The 20,823-nt window shown below is 39.0% G+C and carries 21 protein-coding genes; 13 read left to right on the top strand and 8 right to left on the bottom strand.

Annotated features, from left to right (window positions below; all coding sequences use genetic code 11):
* Positions 1-79 precede the first annotated feature (79 nt).
* The 7 genes from FZC88_RS05830 to FZC88_RS05800 form a co-directional block, all read right to left on the bottom strand.
* A complete protein-coding gene (locus FZC88_RS05830) occupies positions 80-835 on the bottom strand; it encodes a 3'-5' exonuclease (RefSeq protein ID WP_148968863.1) in 756 nt (251 codons plus the stop codon).
* Positions 835-2,751 carry a DUF294 nucleotidyltransferase-like domain-containing protein gene (locus tag FZC88_RS05825; RefSeq protein WP_148993998.1) on the bottom strand — a complete coding sequence of 639 codons (1,917 nt, stop codon included), beginning with the start codon at positions 2,749-2,751 and terminating at the stop codon, positions 835-837. Before FZC88_RS05825 ends, FZC88_RS05830 begins: the two co-directional genes overlap by 1 nt.
* A 188-nt stretch (positions 2,752-2,939) precedes the next feature.
* Positions 2,940-3,470, bottom strand: coding sequence for a D-glycero-alpha-D-manno-heptose-1,7-bisphosphate 7-phosphatase (locus tag FZC88_RS05820; protein ID WP_148993997.1), 531 nt, complete (start codon positions 3,468-3,470; stop codon positions 2,940-2,942).
* A gap of 200 nt (positions 3,471-3,670) precedes the next feature.
* On the bottom strand, positions 3,671-4,864 hold the full coding sequence (locus tag FZC88_RS05815) for a class I SAM-dependent rRNA methyltransferase (RefSeq protein ID WP_148993996.1): 1,194 nt from the start codon (positions 4,862-4,864) through the stop codon (positions 3,671-3,673).
* Between the two features lie 121 nt (positions 4,865-4,985).
* Positions 4,986-5,819 (bottom strand): alpha/beta hydrolase, encoded by an 834-nt coding sequence (locus tag FZC88_RS05810; RefSeq protein ID WP_187443508.1) that lies wholly within the window; start codon positions 5,817-5,819, stop codon positions 4,986-4,988.
* A gap of 252 nt (positions 5,820-6,071) precedes the next feature.
* On the bottom strand, positions 6,072-7,304 hold the full coding sequence (locus FZC88_RS05805) for an aminopeptidase (protein ID WP_148993994.1): 1,233 nt from the start codon (positions 7,302-7,304) through the stop codon (positions 6,072-6,074).
* Positions 7,305-7,638: 334 nt separating this feature from the next.
* Positions 7,639-8,895, bottom strand: a complete 1,257-nt coding sequence (locus FZC88_RS05800; protein ID WP_148993993.1) for a helix-turn-helix transcriptional regulator — start codon at positions 8,893-8,895, stop codon at positions 7,639-7,641.
* Between the two features lie 220 nt (positions 8,896-9,115).
* On the opposite strand from FZC88_RS05800, the gene ltaE reads away from it, so the two are divergent.
* Positions 9,116-10,135 carry a low-specificity L-threonine aldolase gene (gene ltaE, locus FZC88_RS05795; protein ID WP_148993992.1) on the top strand — a complete coding sequence of 340 codons (1,020 nt, stop codon included), beginning with the start codon at positions 9,116-9,118 and terminating at the stop codon, positions 10,133-10,135.
* 58 nt (positions 10,136-10,193) lie between these two features.
* Here ltaE and FZC88_RS05790 read toward each other — a convergent pair whose 3' ends face one another.
* Entirely contained in the window at positions 10,194-10,523 is a 330-nt protein-coding gene (locus tag FZC88_RS05790; RefSeq protein ID WP_148968871.1) for a YckD family protein, read from the bottom strand.
* Positions 10,524-10,651: 128 nt separating this feature from the next.
* Here FZC88_RS05790 and FZC88_RS05785 point away from each other — a divergent pair, with 128 nt between their 5' ends.
* The 12 genes from FZC88_RS05785 to FZC88_RS05730 all read left to right on the top strand — a co-directional run bounded on the left by FZC88_RS05785 (position 10,652) and on the right by FZC88_RS05730 (position 20,817).
* Positions 10,652-11,056, top strand: coding sequence for a sporulation protein (locus FZC88_RS05785; protein WP_148993991.1), 405 nt, complete (start codon positions 10,652-10,654; stop codon positions 11,054-11,056).
* Between the two features lie 174 nt (positions 11,057-11,230).
* Positions 11,231-12,970, top strand: coding sequence for a carbon starvation CstA family protein (locus FZC88_RS05780; RefSeq protein ID WP_148993990.1), 1,740 nt, complete (start codon positions 11,231-11,233; stop codon positions 12,968-12,970).
* A gap of 137 nt (positions 12,971-13,107) precedes the next feature.
* On the top strand, positions 13,108-13,365 hold the full coding sequence (locus tag FZC88_RS05775) for a cory-CC-star protein (RefSeq protein WP_148994297.1): 258 nt from the start codon (positions 13,108-13,110) through the stop codon (positions 13,363-13,365).
* A gap of 24 nt (positions 13,366-13,389) precedes the next feature.
* Entirely contained in the window at positions 13,390-14,349 is a 960-nt protein-coding gene (locus FZC88_RS05770) for an ArsA family ATPase (RefSeq protein WP_148993989.1), read from the top strand.
* A 135-nt stretch (positions 14,350-14,484) separates the two neighbouring features.
* Entirely contained in the window at positions 14,485-15,738 is a 1,254-nt protein-coding gene (locus FZC88_RS05765; protein WP_148993988.1) for a M24 family metallopeptidase, read from the top strand.
* 149 nt (positions 15,739-15,887) lie between these two features.
* Positions 15,888-16,148 carry a metal-sensitive transcriptional regulator gene (locus FZC88_RS05760; protein ID WP_148993987.1) on the top strand — a complete coding sequence of 87 codons (261 nt, stop codon included), beginning with the start codon at positions 15,888-15,890 and terminating at the stop codon, positions 16,146-16,148.
* 83 nt (positions 16,149-16,231) lie between these two features.
* Positions 16,232-16,459, top strand: coding sequence for a sulfurtransferase TusA family protein (locus FZC88_RS05755; protein ID WP_148993986.1), 228 nt, complete (start codon positions 16,232-16,234; stop codon positions 16,457-16,459).
* Between the two features lie 49 nt (positions 16,460-16,508).
* On the top strand, positions 16,509-16,988 hold the full coding sequence (locus tag FZC88_RS05750) for a DsrE/DsrF/DrsH-like family protein (RefSeq protein ID WP_148993985.1): 480 nt from the start codon (positions 16,509-16,511) through the stop codon (positions 16,986-16,988).
* Between the two features lie 49 nt (positions 16,989-17,037).
* A complete protein-coding gene (locus FZC88_RS05745; protein ID WP_148993984.1) occupies positions 17,038-17,610 on the top strand; it encodes a sulfurtransferase TusA family protein in 573 nt (190 codons plus the stop codon).
* 32 nt (positions 17,611-17,642) lie between these two features.
* On the top strand, positions 17,643-18,770 hold the full coding sequence (locus tag FZC88_RS05740; RefSeq protein ID WP_148993983.1) for an MBL fold metallo-hydrolase: 1,128 nt from the start codon (positions 17,643-17,645) through the stop codon (positions 18,768-18,770).
* Between the two features lie 84 nt (positions 18,771-18,854).
* On the top strand, positions 18,855-19,631 hold the full coding sequence (locus tag FZC88_RS05735; RefSeq protein ID WP_148993982.1) for a sulfite exporter TauE/SafE family protein: 777 nt from the start codon (positions 18,855-18,857) through the stop codon (positions 19,629-19,631).
* Positions 19,632-19,896: 265 nt separating this feature from the next.
* Positions 19,897-20,817, top strand: coding sequence for a DUF1002 domain-containing protein (locus FZC88_RS05730; RefSeq protein WP_148993981.1), 921 nt, complete (start codon positions 19,897-19,899; stop codon positions 20,815-20,817).
* Positions 20,818-20,823 lie beyond the last annotated feature (6 nt).

Below are 20,823 nucleotides of genomic sequence, written 5' to 3'. Positions count from 1 at the left end.
TCAACATAGAAAAACGCTTGAGGTAATTTCCTCAAGCGTTTTTTCTCATTAATCAGTTATCAGGAGGGAAGAGTTCAGATTAAAAGCCCGAGCTTGTCTCCTCCAGTATAAACTCATTCAATCCTTTTATCGTGTGAACTTCTTGCTGATAACAGATTTTTAATAGCTCTTCAAAGATTTCGGCGGTCATGATAGCGTCATTCAGAGCATGATGCCGTGTCCTGTAGTCGATGTCAAATCGTTTTACAAGGGAGTCCAGGTAGCAATCGTCCCGTTCCAATAATCCATTGGCAAGCGAAAAAGAGTCGACATATTCAGGATCAAATGAAGGGAGCTGCCACTTATAAATCCGTTTTTGGAGAAAATTTATGTCGAAACTAGCTGGGTGAGCGACTAAGATCGTTCCTTTACTGTACTCAATAAATCGCTCCAGTCCGATAGGTAACGTAACACCATTCAGAAAGTCTTTTCGTCTCAGACCTGTAAATCGCTTCGTATCCCTCGACACCGTTTGAAGGGGATTGATGACCTGGTAGAATGTATCTCTCCGTTGCACTTTACCTTCCTTAACCTTAACCGCTCCGATCGAGATGATTTCATCCCCTACCTCCGGAAAAAAGCCCGTTGTCTCAAGGTCGAATATGGTAAAGTCACAGTCGAATAAATGTTTTTGTTGTAGCGTGGGTTTTTCTTCTTCAAACTCTTTTAGGGCACGAGATAATTTATGGTAGGAAAGCTTTTCTTTTTCCCGTTTCACTTGAAAGCGAAAGAAAAATTGCTGCCATAAATAATATTTCAGAATGCGGTAACCCACATTAATTCCAATATCATTCATTAAACCACCCGGTTCCTATTAAAACTAATTTCCATCACTTGTTGAAGTCGATTAGCAATCTGGATGGATTCTTTTAATTTCTGACGATCTTCTTTTGAAAGAGTACGTACATCAATATCATTACTTAATGGTTTTCCTTCTACAAGTTCAATTAGGTTTTGCTTTGTACGGAGAGTGAGGAGAATATGCATCGCTGTTTTTACATTTTCAGCATCCCTTGGATGGAATGCCTGCATCTTCTTCAATGCTTGAACCCTCTTTATGGTGTTGACTTCTTTAATTCCGTATTTTACCGAATGAATGCGAATCATATTGACAATTTGCAAAAGCCCCGACTTTTTAATGTTAAACAAATGATTCCTGGGTTTCAGGTTGACTCGTCCCAAAGGGCCAACAGGAAGTTTGAAACGAAGGGCATCTTTTCTTAATAATTGTTGCATATTGAGAGACCGTTTCGATTTTTCCGCTAAATAATTTCGAATTTCCTCTGCGATGGAGTAATCACCATAAATGGGGCGGAAATCATAAAACATCGTAATGTTTTGAACTTCCTGTGCATCTATTTCATATAGCCATTCATCAATTGCCTTTTTCCAATCAGTATAAGATCGTTTCCATTTCTGTTCCTTCGCCATGATTCCGCCAGTACATTCAGGAAAACCGCATGCAGCAAGCTTTAAATTGAGTTTTTCGGTGAATGCCTGGAAATACAAATCAACCTTTTTAAGATCGGACAAGTGATTATAATCATCAAGAATGATTCCATTATCCTGATCTGTATGAAAGCCTTGCTCACTCCTGCCTTGACTGCCCATGACGATAAAACAATAATTGATAGGCGCAGAACCGAAGCCTTCCTGACGCATTTCTTTTTCGGTTAATTGAATGATTTTTCGGTGAAGGCGATCATTATAGTTTGAGATCACTTCGCAAATATCGTAGCCAAAACTATCTTGAAGGAGTAGATCTTGAATGAACTGTTGAAAGGTATTACTTTTAACAGTTGCCAGCTCTACGAGTTCGTCATTCGATACAGCTTTTTGGATTTTATATGAGAGGTCCAAATAATTTGAATCCTGTATATTGAGAAATGATGTACTCGTCAGAACCCCAACGACTTCATCATTGCGAATGATTGGTACAAAATCCACTTCTTCATGTTTGAAATAAGAAAGGGCTTCATAGGCAAAGGATTCATCACGAATCCAAAACGGTTTTTTCTTCATCCAGTCTTTTACGGATTCACTAATTATCGGGTTTGTAATATAAGACAGGATTTCATGTTGGGTAAGAATCCCTTTCATTTGTTTCTTTTGATCTACTACCACTAGACCATATGTATCTTCTTTTTTCATCTTTCTGGCTGCGTCAAGAACAGTGGCATTTTCGTCAATGAAGGTGGGGCGATCCATTAACGTATGTACTTTAGTTCGAAACAGGTTGATATTTTCGTCGTCGGATTCATTGGCAGATTTCGCTTTTATTTCATCGTACAATGTTTTCATGCGATTTCCAATGCTTTCGAAGATGATCTTTGAAAAGTCATTGTTCTTGGTCATTATCTCCAATAGTCGATCCTTTCGAATGCGGAACACAGTACAATCCTCTATTGCCTGCACGGAAAATGTCATTTCACCGCTTGTAAGCATAATCATAATCCCGATTAAGTCTCCAGGATAATAGAATCGGAGTGAATACTGTTTGCCGCTCGAGCGATGGAGAACATTCTTCGCAAGCCCTGAGACAAGGAAGTATATATCAAGTTCTTCTACCGTTTCATCTTCATGAAAAAGGAATTCACCCTTTTTAAAAGTGGTGTATTTAGAACCGGAAATAATGTAATCTAGCTGTTCAGTGGTCAGAACATCAAAGGGGTAGTGATCTCGTATAATTTGTAATAATTCCTGCTGGTTCATCGAATACCTCCCGTTCTCATTAGTCCCATAGTACTTTACCATAGAATTCCCTATTTTGAAAACGATAAAACGGGATCTTCCGGATGTCCCGATGTAAGTTTGAATGGAAGTATTCAATGCTTCACGAAAGCACTTAATAATCAAATATGGGATAAAAAAAGGTGTCCCGTTTGGGGCACCTTTGAGACTTATTTATTAGTGAGGATAAACTCAGCAGCATCCATTAAGTTAGTAAACATGTGATCGGCGTTATATAGATGAGAGGGGCTGTCTGAAAGTAAGACAGTAGTGCATCCCGCTTTGCGACCAGCTTCAATATCTACCTCGCGATCACCTACCATATACGATTGGCCAATATCAATATCATGCTTTTTTGCCAGGTCCAAGAGCATCCCTGCTTCAGGTTTTCTGCACCCACAACCTTCGTGAGGCTTGTGAGTACAACAGGATACCTCTTGAATGAACCCCCCGGCCTTTTCAATTTCCCTTAACATATGATCGTGAATGGATTGAAGTTGTTCATGAGATAGATATCCTAACCCAACTCCACCCTGGTTGGTAACGACGAAAACTTGAAAATCGGAATCAGTCAATAATTTAATAGCTTCAAGGACTCCCTCCAGGAAATAAAATTGATCGGGTCGATTAACAAATGTCACTCTTTCTGTTTTCACCTCATTAATTACTCCATCACGATCAAGAAAAACAGCTTTTTTCATCAGTAGACTTCCTTATTCGATCTTTTTCTCCAATAAGTTCAAGCGATATGTCGCATTATGCGGTTTCCGAGGAAATAATGACAGATTATTCTGTCATCTATAGAAACAATAAACCTAAACGCATTAATTGAAATTTTACCACCTTTTCTCTATATAAAGACAGGAGGAGGGACGGACCTTTAAAGGTCCGTCCCTATCCATTATAGTTTTTGAATAAAGGCGACTTTAAGGTAATCACTTTGTTTGTATTGACTGAGGGTTTTAAAGTCTTCCGGCAGTGTGTATTCTTCGAGTATTTTATATTTTTCATTGGTTTCTTTAAAGGCTGTTTCAATAAAGCTTTTGAATTTCTTCATATTGAAGGTGCTGCAATTAGTGGATGCCACAATGGTACCCTTTTTTTCAGTAATGGTAATCGCTTCTTTTAACAAATCTTTATAATCCTTAGCTGCACTGAATGTATGTTTCTTTGAACGGGCAAAGCTTGGCGGATCGAGAATCACAAGATCAAAGGAGAGTTCTTTTTTTACGGCATATTTAAAGTATTTAAAGACATCTTCTACAATGATGTTTTGTGCTTCGTAATCGATCCCATTAATACTGAATTGTTCAATAGTCTTACTTAAACTGCGATTAGCGAGATCAACGCTGGTTGTTTCCAGGGCACCACCGAGTGCAGCGAACACAGAAAAAGCACCTGTGTAAGAAAACGTATTCAATACTCGTTTTCCTTCAGAGTATGAGTCACGAATTCGTTTACGCACTTCACGTTGGTCAAGGAAAACCCCTACCATTGCGCCGTCATTTAAATAGATGGCAAATTGAACGCCATTTTCCTTGACGAGAAGAGGGAATGAAGGGCGGGTTCCTTCAACGAAATCATCTTCTTCCACATATTTTCCTTCCTGTGCAAATCGCTTTTTCTGATAAATGCCTTTGTAATCCGTTAATTCTCTTAACCCTTGCATAACTTCTTCCTTAAAGGCATAGGCTCCTTTTGAATACCATTGAACGAGGTAGTATCCATCAAAGTAGTCTATGGTGATTCCTCCAAATCCGTCTCCTTCACCATTAAACACTCGAAACGCGGTCGTATCTTCACTATAAAAGAAGTGAAGACGTTGATTGATGGCAGCTTGAAGCTTTTTAAAGATAAAGTCTTTGTCAATTGCTTCTTGTTCTTTCCAACTCAGAAGCCATCCGATTCCTTTGTTCTGTATTCCCGAATAGCCTTTGGCGATAAAGCCATTGTTATTGTCTACAAGTTTGAGAACTTCTCCTTCTTGAATATTCTCAATTGATGTTGTCACATTTTCTTTATTAAGAAGGGGGAATCCTTTTTGGAATTGTTGTATGTATTTAGGGTTTGCTTTAATGATTCTTTCTTTTGTCATTCTACTCATCCTAACCTTGAGGTTTAGTCTTGTGTAGTATAGAACGTAAAGGAAGTTTACGCAACTGTACATTAAAAAACTTCCCTATTCAGATATAAAACTATCTGAATAGGGAAGCAGATCATTTACCCCATAAGTGATCTCCTACAAGCCGGTCTACTTTTATCGTTTCATGTAGTCCGCTATGAGAAATGGATGGATCATACACGATCCTGGATTGATATTGGTTTTTTTCAAAAAGTGATTGACTGCCTATAGCACTTTGAACATTCACCACATCATCACCCGATCCTGCTATGGATAATACGTTTATATCGGAAGGGATTAAATGGCGATTGAGAAATAATTTCTTCAATGCACGTGATTCAGGTTTTAAGTCTATAACAGCTGCGCCTGTATTGATTTGATCATAGGAATCCTTCGTAACACCAAGGAAAGGGGTGGCAATCGTAATGAATTTATGAGTCCGGGGGACAAACGAGCTATCCCTGGTATTTAGAATATATTTTGTTGACGCAAGGCCGCCCATGGAGTGGCCAACAATATTTACATTTGAAACGTCAAACTGATGATGTAAGAGCTTCATGGCATTTTCTAACCAAATCGCCTGTTTCTCCAATGATGCCCGATTATCTTCAAAAATGACTTGAACGAGTGGAGGTGAAGTGGGATTTGTGGAAAGAGATCCTTTATACACCACACTGCCATTCTCTGACACATAAATCTCCAATTTTTTTTGACCCCAGCCATGCTGGTTTTCAAAACGTTCCAGCATCGTTCTGAAAGAATTATATGTACCTTTGTACCCGTGGACAAAGACAGTGGGATATTTCTCTTCAACGGTTAAGGGTTTTTCACTGGATTGTACATTTGTAGTGCGAAATATTATATATAAAGTGAAGAAAGAGATAATGATGCCACTCCATAAAAACGAATGTTTGTGATTGATCGACAAGGAAATCGCTCCTTTAAAAAAGGTATACTTCTATTGTAAAGGATTCGTGAAGTATTGAATATGTTAAAAAAGAAATTTGTTTGTCATATTATATGTAACTTTTACCAATTATGTGGCGAGGTTTTATAATAGTAACCCTTTTCTCCAAAAGCGTGATTGAGAGAAAACAATCCATGAACGAAAACCTCAATAAAAAAAGGCTTAAATAAATTATTTAAGCCTGCACCATTATTCTTCCTTCTAAATCAAATATTAAACCCAATCACCAGCTTTGAAGATAGGTTCAATCGTTCCGTCTTCCTTTTCGCCGTCAATGTCTAACTCAGCTGATCCTATCATGAAATCTACATGAATCATGCTTTCGTTAAAACCTACTTTCTGTAATTGTTCCGCCGTCATATTTTTGCCTTCCTCCACACACACTGATAATGCTCTACCCAGCGCTATATGACAAGAAGCATTTTCATCAAAAAGTGTGTTGTTAAAGATAATGTTTGTATTAGAAATGGGGGAGTTGTGAGGAACCAATGCCACTTCTCCTAAATAGGAGGCACCTTCATCTGTTTCGAGCAGATTTTTCAGGGTTTCATATCCTTCCTCAGCTGTAAATTCTACCACTTTACCGTCTTTAAATGTTAGTGAAAAGTTCCTGATTAACGTACCGCTATAGTTAAGTGGTTTCGTACTCGTGACAGTCCCATTTACACCCTGTTTGACTGGGATTGTAAACACTTCTTCCGTTGGTAGGTTCGGAACAAAGGGAATTCCTTGATCATTTGTAAACTGGGCACTGATCCATTTTGTTTGTGGGTGAAATTCGATGGAAAGATCTGTTCCAGGTCCTTTATAATGAAGCTTTTTGTATTTGCTTTCATTTAAACGGTCGGCGTTCTTATTCAGATTACTAATATGAGATTCCCATAGAGCTACCGTGTTCTCCTGATCCGTCCGGGTTGTATAAAAGATGTTTTCCCATAGTTTATCGATTGCTTCGTCCTGAGAGAGTTCAGGGAAGACAGTTTGAGCCCATTCGATTGTAGGGAATGCCGCTATTAACCAGCTGATTTTTCCGCCGCCGATATAAGCAGAAAAATCTTTCATTGCTTCAGCGGAAGCTCTGTTCAAAATGGCAACCCTTTTTGGATCTGAATCTCTTAATAGTGAAGGGTTTGGTGCCGCTAAATTTAGTAGCGCGACATTATTTTCCGCCATTTCAATAAATCCCTTTGCCTTCCAATCAGGAAACGCTTTCAATCCTTCCTCAGAAGAACTGTCTAAGCGGATTTTCTTTAACTCTTCATCGTAGAAGTCGGTTAGTACATTTAATGCACCGGCTTCATATGCCTTCTTAGTAACAAGTCGAACAAATTTATACGCAGTAATAGGTGCAGAAATCAGAAGTTCTTGATTCTTTTGCACGTTTAGTCCTACCTGTACGATTAAATCTGCGTATCTTTCTAAATTACTTTCAAATGATGTATTCATCTAAAATCCCCCTAAAATATGTATTCAATACTAACTATATCTCTTTATTCAGAAAATTTCATTGAATAATTACAATTTCCAATCAATTGATTGATAGGAGTATACGTAAAGTATGTAGAACTTCTTTATTCCCGGGTGGGTTGCCTAATAAGCTGAACAATTGAAAAGGACTGGTCCAAAATAGGCCAGTCCTGATTGCTTTGTGTTTATAATTTTCCTGAGTATGGTGGGAACTCTTCTTCATTGGAGTTGATTACGACAACACCAGAGAGTGCCATAGCAGTCAGGCTTGTGATTAGTAATAATTTTTTCACCTTTTTCATCATTTCACCTCCTATACAGTTAACATTTCTTCATAAATGAGATTAGCTTCATTTAGATGAAATGCTGCATATTTATATTTTCTAACCCCTTGGTAATATTGGCCAAGGAATTTAGAATACTCAGCATATAATAGATGGGATCCGCTTTTTTTAAAGAAGGGGAGTGCATATTCCTTCATAAACGCCTCAAAACCTTGTGGAAAATCATTTAATGCAAACTGATAATAAGATAATTGATAAAATTTATCGGGGAACTTTTCTTTTGAGCAAAGGTGTAACCCTTTAGGTAACCAGAAACGCACCTCGGAAAATTGGTTCTTTTTATAATATTCCTTGACCAGAGAGAGAATAGAGTACAGCTTTCCTTCTTCGTCCGATCCTTTCAATTCAATACTTCGCAAATAATGCTGAATGGCTTCATCGCTCTTGTTCATAAATGATTTTAAATATCCCAGGTTTTGCTCTACCTTGGAATTTAACGACGTATAGTCTATGGATTGAGAAATGAAATTGGCCCACTCATAATGCTTTATCGCTTCTTCGCTATAACGTATACGCCGATAGCAAATTCCTAAAATCAAATGCACCTCAGCGCATCTTTTCTGGAAATAGACCCCCTGGAAAATAGAGAGTGACTTCTCCCCGTAGAATATTGCTAATCGGTACCTACTTAAACGGGTCAGGACCAGGCTGAATAAATAATATAAATCTGCTCTTTCTTCTTCATTGATCACATTTCCAATTACATAGCAGGTTTCAGCTTCTTTCAGTTCTCCGATGGCTTTATCGTACTCTTTAATCAAATAATAATAGTTACCTTTGTATTTGTGATAATAGAATTTCAGTGCATCGGTCAGTTCTTTATAGTTGGATTGAATCTGTTTCATGTTATCCAACGCGTTCTGAAGGTTCCCTTTAATTAGTTGAACACGAAAGCAAAGGATCTTATAGAATAAATGTGGAATGAGATCATCCGTCTGATCAAGGTCCTTCTTAACGACCTCATTGATAGACTTGGCGTCCTCTGTTTTATTCCACAGTAGAGCATGATTCCATTTCTCAAGTAGTTTGTTCAAATGGTCAGTCGTATCAAGAAGATTATTTACACCTAATCGGTCACAGAGTAAATTAATTATGTCATTTGACGGAGTAACTTGATTGTTTTCCAGTTTGGAAAGGTATGATACGGAAATAATCCCTTTTGATAAATCTTCTTGTGTTAAATTTCGTTTTAGTCTGTGAAAGCGGATTTTAGAACCGATTGTCATATGACCTTCTCCTCTAACTGGTTTTATTTACTCATTTCGTTCAGGTAATTGATTATTAAAATAGTAACATATAAAAAAGGTAAATGTTTTGAATATTCCTATAATTATATTTTTTTCTGGGTATTTTGTATGGTCTTTTATTCATCTCAAGGTTGATTCGTCAACCACCTACTTTTGTTATAATGAAAGTAGTTTAAGGTTTAAGAGGAGGTATTTCATTTTGATCGATTTAAGAAGTGATACAGTAACAAAACCAACAGAAGAAATGCGAAGGGCTGCGTTCGAGGCTGAAGTAGGGGATGATGTGTATGGAGAAGATCCTACAGTCATAAAGCTTGAAAGAGAAGCTGCCACTTTACTCGGTAAAGAAGCAGCCCTATTTGTAACAAGTGGTACTCAAGGTAACCAAGTTGCTGTATTAACACACACACGTCCAGGGAATGAAATTCTATTAGAAGCGAATTCTCATATTTTCTACTATGAATCAGGAGCGGTTGCCGCATTGGCAGGTGTTCAAACACGTACGATCCAAGGGATAAATGGAGAGATGGATCCGATTGAAGTAGAAGCGGCTATACGTACTGAAGATCAGCATTTTCCAGAAACAGGGCTCATTTGTTTGGAGAATACACATAATCGTGCAGGTGGAGCAATTGTGTCTCCAGAGAATATGAAAGCGATCTATACTCTAGGGAAAAAACATTCAATTCCAGTGCACATCGATGGAGCGCGGCTCTTTAATGCAGTATATGCTAGTGGAAGAGATATCAGGGAGTTCACTGATCATTGTGATACTGTGCAAATATGCCTATCCAAAGGTTTGGGTGCCCCTATAGGGTCTATCATCGCAGGTGATCATACATTCATTAATCGTGCCCGAAAGTGGAGAAAGCGATTAGGCGGGGGGTTAAGACAGGTAGGTCTGGTTGCTGCCCCAGGATTGGTTGCATTAACAACTATGAGAGAACGATTAGTGGAAGATCATGAGAAAGCAATCGTACTTAAAGAAACCCTTCAAGCCTGTAAGGGTATTGAAGTAATCAATCAAGTTGATACGAATATTGTCGTTGCAGATGTAAAGGGAAGAGGAGAAACAGCAGACCAATTCATTGATGAGTTAAAAGAAAAGGGGATTCAGGCAGTGACCTTTGGTCCTACTCTTGTACGTTTTACCACTCATTATGATGTTACAATGGAAGAAATAAACAAGGTGTCTGAAATATTGAGGAATCTTTCTTAATTACTGGAGGGGATATTCTGATCATTTTAGTAGGGAAGGGCCAAAAAAGCCCTTCCGCTTACTCTTTTTGATCTAGTTTTTTTCCATGGTGTGAATGTGGATGCCATCTCATCATGTAGTCATTATCTTTCAGTTTTTGATACTTAGCTTCCATCATTTTAAGTACGTTATCTCCCTGTTCTTTTGAGAAGACGCCATATTCTACATATTTGTTCACAAGTTCTTTTTTTGTTGAATACATCTGTTCATGCAATTTGGCAAGCTCGGCTTTTTGTTCTTCAGTAAGGTTTACCTTAGGCGTTTGTGGTTCACCTTCTGCTGCTGCAAATGTACCGACACTCAAGCTAATCAAGAATACAGCTAAGATAGATACAACCAGTTTTTTCATTTTATTCACTCCTTTCCAATGTTTCTCTCATATTGTTTGCGGAAAATCCGCAGAATATGTAGGAATAGATGGATAAGAGGGGTACATGATAGGTTAAAGACAATTAGACATGGAAAGGTGGCTGAAATATGTTTAAACAGTTTTTGTCAAGTATTGGGATAGGGCATGTTAAAGTAGATACAATCGTGCACAAAACGAAAATTTCTCCTGGAGATTCAATCGAAGGTGAAGTCATTTTGATCGGTGGTATGGCCGATCAGCCTATTAATGAAATTCGTTTATTGCTTCTTGAAAAATATGAGGAGGATAAAAAGGATAGTGACTTTTCTTATCATGAAAAAGATTTAGACACGATTATCCTTGATAAGATCGGTACAATTGGTGCGGGTGAAGAAAAGAGGATTTCTTTCACATTTCCTACATCTACGGATCATCCCAAAACAACGGATGCTAACAAAACCATTTTAAGAACCACAGTAGACATACCCCAAGCGGTAGATCCGACAGACGAAGATAGCATATACGTCGTCTAACTCTAAGGCAGATTCTATTATTGAATCTGTCTTTTTATTTGGTTTATAAGACCAATAAGAGTAAATGTTCTCATTGAAAACCATAAAAACCCAATGTAAAATGTAGTAAGCGTATACATTCTAAAAATTCAGATATTTAAATGTGTACAAATTAAAAAAAGAAGGAGGAATTTGATGGGTGGAATATGGTTAGCTGTAATAGGGGGGCTTGTCTTTTTATTAGGGTATAAATATTATTCCAAGCTTATTGCTGAGAGGGTGTACCGTCTGGATCCGAATTATGTCACGCCTGCACACCAATACAAAGATGGTGTCGATTTCGTCCCAACGAATAAGTTTGTTCTGTGGGGTCACCATTTTACTTCTGTAGCAGGGGCGGCTCCGATTGTAGGACCTGCAATCGCCGTTTACTGGGGATGGCTTCCAGCATTTCTTTGGGTCATATTAGGAACAGTATTTGCAGCCGGGGTGCATGATTTTGGAACTTTGGTTCTTTCAGTTCGAAACAAAGGACAATCCGTCGGTTCATTAGCCAATAAGTTAATAGGGAAAAGAGCAAAAGTACTTTTTCTATTTATTATTTTAATTCTTGTGTTGATGGTGAACGCAGTATTTGCCTGGGTTATTGCAAATCTGTTCATTACTTTCCCTGCTAGTGTCGTCTCGGTGTTCATTCAGATTCCATTAGCAGTTTGGATTGGGTATTCGGTTTATAAGCGTAATGGCAGCATGTTGTTGCCTTCAATCGTTGCATTGGCAGTCATGTATGCATCAGCTGTCATTGCAAGCCGTGTTGATTTTTTGCAAATTGATTTAGTTCGTTATTTTGGTGGACAAGAGGCCACATCATTGTTTGGCTTAAGTTCAACAAGTATGGCTTTCCTGGTGTGGATCATCATTCTGATGATTTATGTATACATAGCTTCAACTCTACCTGTTTGGAAGCTATTACAGCCACGTGATTATATCAACTCCCATCAATTAATCGTTGGGTTAGGGTTGCTATATCTTGGACTCTTGTTTACAAATCCTGAAATTACCGCACCAATGACAAACGGAGCTGCAGATGTTTCCTGGTTCCCGTTACTATTTATCACAATCGCCTGCGGTGCCATTTCCGGATTTCACGGATTGGTTTCATCAGGCACATCATCAAAACAGTTGGATAAAGAAACGGATGCACGCTTTGTAGGGTATTTAGGAGCTGTAGGTGAAGGGGCACTTGCATTGATAGCGATCATTGCATGTATCACATTTTTCCCGAACGTGGAAGAATTCCAAGCTACTTACAGCGGTTTTGCTGCAGCAAGCGGTGCTGGGCTTGGTGTCTTCATCCAAGGAGCCGGACAACTTGCAACAGGTGTGGGAATTCCTGCTGATATCGCAGCTACGATTGTTTCAGTGATCATTGTGAGCTTCGCTGCAACAACATTGGACTCCTCTGTTCGACTGATGCGCTATATCATCGCGGAGTTGGGAGAAGAGTACAACGTAAATCCTTTAACAAATGCTCATGTTGCAACGACGATTGCCGTTGTTTCAAGTGCAGCTTTAACTTTATTACCTCAAGGCCCTAAAGGATTCGGGTCGGGTGGGTACCTTCTATGGCCGCTTTTTGGTACATCGAATCAATTGCTTGCTGGAATCAGTTTACTTCTGATTACCATCTGGCTTAAGCGTCAAGGAAGGAATTATATCGCTACCTTAATTCCAATGGTATTCCTTATGTTCATGACCTTATGGGCGATGATTAACCAAGTCGTGTTTGAATGGTCAGGTGTAGGAGAATCAGAAGGGAATATGCTGCTCTTTATCTTTGGTAGTATCATTCTCATTTTCACTTTATGGATTTTAATAACTGCGGCATCTTCCCTATCCAAAAAGGGAGATGATCCTTCACAGTTCTCTGCTTAGTCATGAGATAGATAAGGGGGACTCGGGTCCTTTGCCCCCTCTTTCTACTTCTTTTTAAAGGAGGAACAAGTTTATCGCAATTAACAAGTCACATTACAGACACAACAATAAGGAGGGGAGCACGAATGGATTCGTCTATGAAAGAAAAGTTTAAAAGAATCATACAGCTATACGATGAAATCATTTCCCTCCCTCACAAAACGGAAATCGCCAGGGAATTGAGAGATGAGGATGATTTATTCTTATTATTGCTCTATTCAGATATGCTTGGCCTGCCGAATCCCGTTTATTATTACACATTGGAACTTTATCCATATATAATAGAGAAATTTCACGATTGGCATTTGAGAATGGGAATGGAGCACTCACCCTTGGATGGAATCAGATGTTGTTGAAGTATAGGGAGGGGGGATTCATACATGAATGAATTACAACACCAGACGATTCTATTTGTAGGCGGTAAAGGAGGAGTAGGGAAATCAACGTCTGCCTCTGCATTAGCCGTAATGTTTGCGAATATGGGAGAAAAGACGCTAATCATCTCCACAGACCCCGCCCACAACCTGGGAGATATTTTTCACCAGGAAATCAAGGGGGATAAAACTCCTCTACTCAAAAATCTATGGGGTATAGAAATTAACCCTGAGGTTGAAACACATGATTACATTAACGGAGTGAAACGAAATTTAAAGGGAATGGTTAAATCGAAGATGGTCAATGAGGTTCACCGTCAAATCGATATGGCAGCTTCGGCACCCGGGGCAGAAGAAGCTGCATTATTTGACAGGATGGTTTCCATCATTCTCGAGGAGGGAGATGAGTTCGATAAGATCATTTTTGACACAGCGCCCACAGGCCACACGATCCGACTTTTATCCCTTCCTGAACTCATGGGAGTATGGATGGACGGGATGCTAGATAGGCGGAAGAAAACAAACAAGAACTATTCACAGCTATTAAATGATGGCGAGCCGGTAGAGGACCCCATTTATGATGTCCTGCAAAAGCGTCGTGAAAAGTTTTCAAAAGTACGGGGGATTCTACTGGATCAAAAAAGAACAGGATTTATCTTTGTACTCGTTCCTGAAAGGCTCCCGATACTGGAGACAGAAAAAGCCATTGAATTGATGTCTAAACACGGATTGAATATTGGGGGACTGATCATAAATAAGATCCTCCCGATTCAGGCAGATGGAGAATTCCTGCAAAAAAGAAAGGACCAGGAAAAATTATACCTAAAGCTGATGAGAGAGAAGTTTACAAACCAGACCTTATATCGAATTCCTCTATTAGAAGAAGATATCTGTTCACCCCGTCATCTTGAAGAGTTTGTAGACTATCTACAGAAAGAAGTAATTAGTGGTGAAAGAACCATTTAGCAAAAGAGAATACATAGGAGCTGCTGACCATTGGGGGTATTTTATCCAATGGTCATTTTTATTTTTCAGGAGGAAAAAATCATTATTTGTCGAAAATGTAATGAAATCAATTCATGAAACAAGGGAGTGATACCCATGAGTGGAGATATGAAACATTTACCGGGAATTCTTCCGTTGAAGAAAAGAGAAGAAACACGGAACCGATGGCTATTTCATCGACTTAATACCCTTTTACCTTCCTTAATGAAAAAGCATAATCTTGATATGTGGATTATTGCTGGGAGAGAGTATAATGAAGATCCTGTTCTGAAAAGTCTTTATCCGGCATCAATAGACGGTTCCGGGAGATTGACGATTCTAGTGTTTTATCTTGACGGAGATCAACAACTGAAAAGGTGGGTACTGCATCCTAATCCGAACTTTGAGCCATTTTATGAACGTGTCTGGAAACCGGAAGATTGTGATCAATGGGAGTGCCTTAAGCGTCTTGTAGAAGTTCACTGCCCTGATACAATTGCGTTGAATTATTCCCCGACGTTTGCTGTAAGTGATGGTTTAAGTCATTCGTTTTACCAGCATTTAAACATATTACTTGATGAGTACTCACATAAATTTGTGTCTGCCCAACACATCATTGTTGATTGGCTGTCTATAAGGTCATCCAAGGAACTTACAGCCTATCCTTCAATAGCGGAACTTGCGAGGCAAATAGCGGCAGAAGCTTTATCCGGAGCGGTGATCCATCCTGGTATCACAACGACAGAAGATGTAGTCGATTGGTTAAGGCAATGCGTCTTGGATTTAGGAATGGAAACGTCATTTTACCCCACGGTGGATTTACAAAGAAAAGGGGCAGCGATGGAACGATTAGAAGGGGAAATCATTCGATGTGGAGATATTGTACATTTGGATTTTGGGATTCGTTATCTCGGTTTAGCGACAGACACCCAGCAACTCGCATACGTTCTCTATCCAGGTGAGGAAGAAGCTCCTGAAGGACTTCAGTCCGCGTTACAAACAGCCTTGAGGTTTGAAGATATCATTACAGAAGAAATGAAAGTGGGGAGAAACGGCAATGAAGTATTTCATCGAGTAATGAAAAAGGCAAGAGATGAAGAGATAGAGGCGATGCTTTATTCTCACCCCGTAGGAAACCACTGCCATGAAGCAGGGTCCTTATTGGGATTATATGATCAACAAAGAGACATCCCTATAAAGGGCGACCTCCCTCTAACAGCAAATACATGCTATGCCATGGAATTCAATATTAAACAATACGTTCCTGAATGGGATCAGATTGTGCCGATTTATCTGGAAGAGCCCGTTGCCTTCATTCAGAACCGATTGGAATACATGGCCAAAAGGCAAATGGCCTTCTATTTAATATAATGAAAGAATGAGTACAATGAAGGGAATTGTACTCATTTTTTTATTTTGCTGATTTCAAGAAAAGGGTGAAATATCTCTTGACATTATACCTATTGGGGTATATTATTTTAATTGTAGCAGGAAACAACGAGCCAACAGGAGGTGTCTTTATGGAATACAATTCACAAGTTAAGAATCGAATTAAACGTGTTGAAGGGCAGCTCCGTGGAATCGTAAGAATGATGGAGCAAGGGGAAGATTGTAAAGACGTTATTACACAACTCTCCGCAGCAAAAACAGCTCTTGACCGTTCCGTAGGCTTAATTGTCAGTATGAACCTTGTTGAATGTGTAAGGGATTCACAAGAGAGTGGTGAAAATACAGAAGCCCTTGTAAAAGAAGCAGTGAATTTATTAGTTAAGAGTCGATAACAAAAAGAGTTGACATCTTTTTTTATATCATATAATATACCCTTATGGGTATTAAAACCAATCATTCTGAGGAGGAATTATTAATGAACGCAGATAAAGTACTAGATGCAAAAGGATTGGCCTGCCCGATGCCGATTGTGAAAACTCGAAAGGCAATAAAAGAAATTGAAGCTGGTCAAATTTTAGAGGTGCAAACAACGGATAAAGGTGCTAAAAGTGACCTGACAGCCTGGGCTAAATCTACTGGGCATGAATTGCTCGAATCAAGTGAAGAAAATGATGTATTTACATTCTGGATCAAAAAAGGATAAATTTTTTTAAGGGGATCAATACCCCTTATAGTAAATAGGAGGAGATACAATGTCAGAAAGAAAAACAACCAATATTATTCTATTTAGTGGAGATTATGATAAAGCGATGGCTGCATATATCATTGCGAACGGAGCTGCGGCTTATGATCATGACGTAACCATTTTCCATACATTCTGGGGACTGAATGCTTTAAGAAAAGAAGAAATGGTTCCTGTGAAAAAAGGATTTATGGAGAAAATGTTTGGGGGCATGATGCCTCGTGGCGCAGATAAACTGGGGTTATCAAACATGAATTTCATGGGTATGGGTCCTAAAATGATCAAAGGTGTCATGAAGAAGCATAATGCAATGCCTTTGACTGATTTAATCGAGATGGCAAGAGAACAGGATATTAAACTGGTTGCATGTACCATGACAATGGATTTATTAGGTTTACACAAAGACGAATTATTAGAAGAAATTGAGTATGCTGGAGTAGCTGCGTATTTAGCGGATGCTGAAAATGGTAATGTGAACCTATTCATCTAATTTTTTTTGCAACGGAATATACCCTATGAGGTAATTGGAGGTTTTATATATGAACACGATTGAATCAAACTTCGTATTGGATGCAAAGGGATTAGCTTGTCCAATGCCGATCGTAAAAACAAAGAAGGCCATGAATAACCTGGAAGCTGGCCAAGTGATTGAAGTTCAGGCAACAGACAAAGGATCGAAGGCTGATCTTCAAGCGTGGGCAAAAAGTTCCGGGCACGATTATCTCGGAACCATTGAAGAAGGAGATGTTCTGAAGCATTTTGTCCGCAAATCAAGTGGGGAAGAGACGGTAGAGCGTAAACATGAGTCAGTAACAGATAATGAAACATTGTCTACTAAACTAGGCGATAAAAATATCGTCGTACTGGATGTCCGTGAAAAGGCCGAATATGCATTCAAACATATTCCAGGCTCGATTTCAATGCCACTTGGAGAATTGGAAACCCGAGTGGATGAACTTAATAAAGACAAGGATATTTATGTAGTATGCCGGACAGGAAACAGAAGCGACATGGCGGCGCAACTATTAGCTGAAAAAGGATTTCTTAATGTAATCAATGTAGTTCCAGGTATGAGCGATTGGGCTGGAGACGTTGAATCGAACGTGAAGTAAGATGATACCACTAATACAGGGAGGTTAAATTAATGGCAGTCAAACCAATGAATTCAAAAGAAGTAGCACAAAAAGTAATGAAAAAGGAAGATTTATTCATTTTGGATGTCCGTAATGAAGATGCCTTTGTAGATTGGAAAATTGAAGGTGAAAAATTTGAATATCTAAACATCCCATACTTCGATCTTTTAGATGGTGTAGAAGTAATAATGGATCAACTACCAAAGGATAAAGAAATTCTAGTCGTGTGTGCGAAAGAAGGTTCTTCTATTATGGTAGCGGATATGCTTTCAGATGAAGGGAAGGACGTATCCTACCTCGAAGGTGGAATGAAAGCCTGGAGCGAACATTTGGAACCTGTTAAAGTGGGTGAATTAACAAATGGTGGAGAACTATATCAATTTGTACGTTTAGGTAAAGGTTGTCTATCTTATATGGTGGTGTCCAATGGTGAAGCAGCGATCGTCGATGCTACTCGTATGACTGATATCTTTATCGACTTTGCAAAAGAAAAAGGCGCAACGATTACAAATGTATTTGATACTCACTTGCATGCCGATCATATTTCTGGTGGACGTAACATTGCAGAAGCAACAAATGCAACCTATTGGTTACCGCCTAAAGATGCTGAAGAAGTTACCTTTGAATATGCTTCACTTGAAGACGGGAATAATGTCGTGATTGGAAATACAACCATTGATATTACAGCTCTGTACTCACCTGGTCATACAATCGGGTCAACGTCATTTGTCATTGACGAAAAGTATTTATTATCCGGTGATATTCTTTTTGTAGATAGCATTGGACGTCCTGACCTTGCCGGGAAAGCAGAAGATTGGGTAGCTGATCTTAGAGAAAGTCTTTACAAGCGGTATAAAGACCTTTCTATGGAGCTTACCGTCTTACCGGCCCACTTTATGATTATTGATGAATTAAATGAAGATGGATCTGTAGGTGAAAAGCTGGGAACATTATTTGCAAAAAACCATGGTTTAAATATCGAGAACGAGGAAGAATTCAGAAAGCTAGTATCTGAAAACCTTCCACCTCAGCCAAACGCGTATCAAGGAATTCGTGAGACGAACATGGGTAAAGTAACTCCAGATGAAGAGAAGCAGCGTGAGATGGAAATTGGACCAAATCGTTGTGCAGTTCGTTAATCTATCGTACTAATCTAAACAAATAACCAAAATGGGAACCTGCCAGAAAGGTTCCCGTTTTATTAGAAGAGGAGGAACAACACGATGGATTTGGCCTTTATTATTACAATCTTTTTAATCGGATTTGTCGGCTCGTATATATCAGGAATGGTAGGGATCGGCGGTAGTATCATTAAATACCCCATGCTCCTTTATATTCCGCCATTGCTTGGAGTAGCAACATTCACTGCTCACGAAGTTTCAGGTATTAGCGCAGTTCAAGTATTCTTTGCCACACTAGGTGGGGTCTGGGCTTACCGAAAAGGAGGATTTTTAAATAAAACCCTCATCACTTACATGGGTGTAAGTATTTTATTCGGTAGCTTCATTGGCGGGTATGGTTCAAAATTCATGAGTGAGGCTGGAATTAATATTGTGTATGGAATTCTTGCATTAATTGCAGCTATCATGATGTTCATTCCCAAAAAAGGCATTGATGATATAAAACTCGAAGACGTTACATTTAACAAGTGGTTAGCGGCGATACTTGCCTTGATCGTCGGGATTGGAGCGGGTATCGTTGGAGCCGCAGGAGCTTTCCTATTAGTACCAATTATGCTGGTGGTCCTCAAAATTCCGACAAGAATGACGATCGCTTCATCCCTTGCCATCACGTTGATTTCTTCAATTGGATCAACAGTCGGAAAGATATCGACTGGTCAAGTGGAATATTTACCGGCTATGATCATGGTCGTAGCTAGTTTAATTGCATCTCCACTGGGCGCAATGGCAGGAAAGAGAATGAATACAAAGATTCTTCAAATGATTCTAGCCGTTTTAATCCTGGCTACAGCGATAAAAATCTGGCTCGATATACTCTAAATCATCTTGAGCTTAGTTCTAATTCACCTAGTATCTTCTACCATATAGAGGATTAACAGTGAACAGAACTAAGCTTTATTGTGTTGTGGATTCGTTGATGTTATAGTAGTGGACAAAAAGTCATTGTAACTTTCCTCTGGTATTGTTCGTCTAATCAACAGGAAGAAATAAGACTCTAGATGGATGAACATACTTAATGAGACTAGTACAATGGAAGAGTGGAATAGCTCTATTATCTATCCATCATGAAAAGGGAGATTGATTAATGAAGAAATTGATTAGTATTGCCTTACTATTATCACTAATGGTGGGCCTCATTCAGCCAGCATCTGCTGCAGATAATGATAAAGAAAGCATCAATGAAAAATTCGGGCTGCCTATCGCCGTATACGGAGAAACACTTTCAAGCAAACAGAAAAAAGAAGTTCAAGAGCAATTAGGGATTGATGAGGGAACACAAGTAGAAGAGTTTACAGCAACAGGTGAAGACCTTGTGAAGTATATTGATGGTGAAAATCGGAATGCACGCATGTTTTCCTCCGCCATGATTACTCGCAAAGAGAAAGGCGAAGGTCTAAAGGTTAATATTGTGACACCGGAAAATATTACGGAAGTGACGAATTCGATGTATTCCAATGCTTTATTAACAGCGGGGGTAGAGAACGCAGTAGTAGATGTGGCATCCCCTGTAAAGGTAAGTGGACATTCTGCATTAGTCGGGATATATAAAGCGTATGATGTTAGTGGAGAGAAACTTGATACGGTTCGTATGGAAGTTGCCAACGAGGAATTGACCGTTGCAACAGAACTTGCCAAAGAAGCTGGGATTGATAAGGAAGAGGTCAGCAACCTCTTAACCGAAATAAAGAAGGAAATAGCCGAACAAGATCCTGCTACAAAAGAAGAAGTTGAACAAATCGTTGAAGAGAAGCTCCAAACTCTGAACATCGAGCTAAGCCCGGAGGATCGCCAGTTATTAATCGATTTGTTTGAAAAAATGAGGTCACTGGATATTAACTTTGATAACGTTCAACAACAATTAGATGATTTAACGAATGACATACAAACCACGATTAAGGAAATTGTCAAAGATGAAGGGTTCGGGCAGAAAGTGTCTGACTTCTTTACGGGCTTGTTAAATGCCATCGCTGATTTCTTTAAATCTATAAAAAATTTATTTGGGTAATTGACT

Source organism: Rossellomorea aquimaris (assembly GCF_008180865.1).
In the GTDB taxonomy this organism is placed as follows: domain Bacteria; phylum Bacillota; class Bacilli; order Bacillales; family Bacillaceae_B; genus Rossellomorea; species Rossellomorea yichunensis.
The sequence above is the reverse complement of the archived record's forward strand: the minus strand, read 5'-3'. Positions and strand labels throughout refer to the sequence as shown.

Bases quoted from the DNA above. Each gene is read 5' to 3' on its own strand.
- FZC88_RS05790 (WP_148968871.1), bottom strand. From the start codon at position 10,523: ATGAAAAAACTGGTTGTATCTATCTTAGCTGTATTCTTGATTAGCTTG.
- FZC88_RS05805 (WP_148993994.1), bottom strand. From the start codon at position 7,304: ATGAATACATCATTTGAAAGTAATTTAGAAAGATACGCAGATTTAATC.
- FZC88_RS05735 (WP_148993982.1), top strand. From the start codon at position 18,855: ATGGATTTGGCCTTTATTATTACAATCTTTTTAATCGGATTTGTCGGC.
- FZC88_RS05745 (WP_148993984.1), top strand. From the start codon at position 17,038: ATGAACACGATTGAATCAAACTTCGTATTGGATGCAAAGGGATTAGCT.
- FZC88_RS05815 (WP_148993996.1), bottom strand. From the start codon at position 4,864: ATGACAAAAGAAAGAATCATTAAAGCAAACCCTAAATACATACAACAA.
- FZC88_RS05775 (WP_148994297.1), top strand. From the start codon at position 13,108: ATGAAAGAAAAGTTTAAAAGAATCATACAGCTATACGATGAAATCATT.
- FZC88_RS05825 (WP_148993998.1), bottom strand. From the start codon at position 2,751: ATGAACCAGCAGGAATTATTACAAATTATACGAGATCACTACCCCTTT.
- FZC88_RS05820 (WP_148993997.1), bottom strand. From the start codon at position 3,470: ATGAAAAAAGCTGTTTTTCTTGATCGTGATGGAGTAATTAATGAGGTG.
- FZC88_RS05760 (WP_148993987.1), top strand. From the start codon at position 15,888: ATGGAATACAATTCACAAGTTAAGAATCGAATTAAACGTGTTGAAGGG.
- FZC88_RS05780 (WP_148993990.1), top strand. From the start codon at position 11,231: ATGGGTGGAATATGGTTAGCTGTAATAGGGGGGCTTGTCTTTTTATTA.
- FZC88_RS05750 (WP_148993985.1), top strand. From the start codon at position 16,509: ATGTCAGAAAGAAAAACAACCAATATTATTCTATTTAGTGGAGATTAT.
- FZC88_RS05730 (WP_148993981.1), top strand. From the start codon at position 19,897: ATGAAGAAATTGATTAGTATTGCCTTACTATTATCACTAATGGTGGGC.
- FZC88_RS05770 (WP_148993989.1), top strand. From the start codon at position 13,390: ATGAATGAATTACAACACCAGACGATTCTATTTGTAGGCGGTAAAGGA.
- FZC88_RS05755 (WP_148993986.1), top strand. From the start codon at position 16,232: ATGAACGCAGATAAAGTACTAGATGCAAAAGGATTGGCCTGCCCGATG.
- FZC88_RS05785 (WP_148993991.1), top strand. From the start codon at position 10,652: ATGTTTAAACAGTTTTTGTCAAGTATTGGGATAGGGCATGTTAAAGTA.
- FZC88_RS05800 (WP_148993993.1), bottom strand. From the start codon at position 8,895: ATGACAATCGGTTCTAAAATCCGCTTTCACAGACTAAAACGAAATTTA.
- FZC88_RS05830 (WP_148968863.1), bottom strand. From the start codon at position 835: ATGAATGATATTGGAATTAATGTGGGTTACCGCATTCTGAAATATTAT.
- FZC88_RS05765 (WP_148993988.1), top strand. From the start codon at position 14,485: ATGAGTGGAGATATGAAACATTTACCGGGAATTCTTCCGTTGAAGAAA.
- FZC88_RS05740 (WP_148993983.1), top strand. From the start codon at position 17,643: ATGGCAGTCAAACCAATGAATTCAAAAGAAGTAGCACAAAAAGTAATG.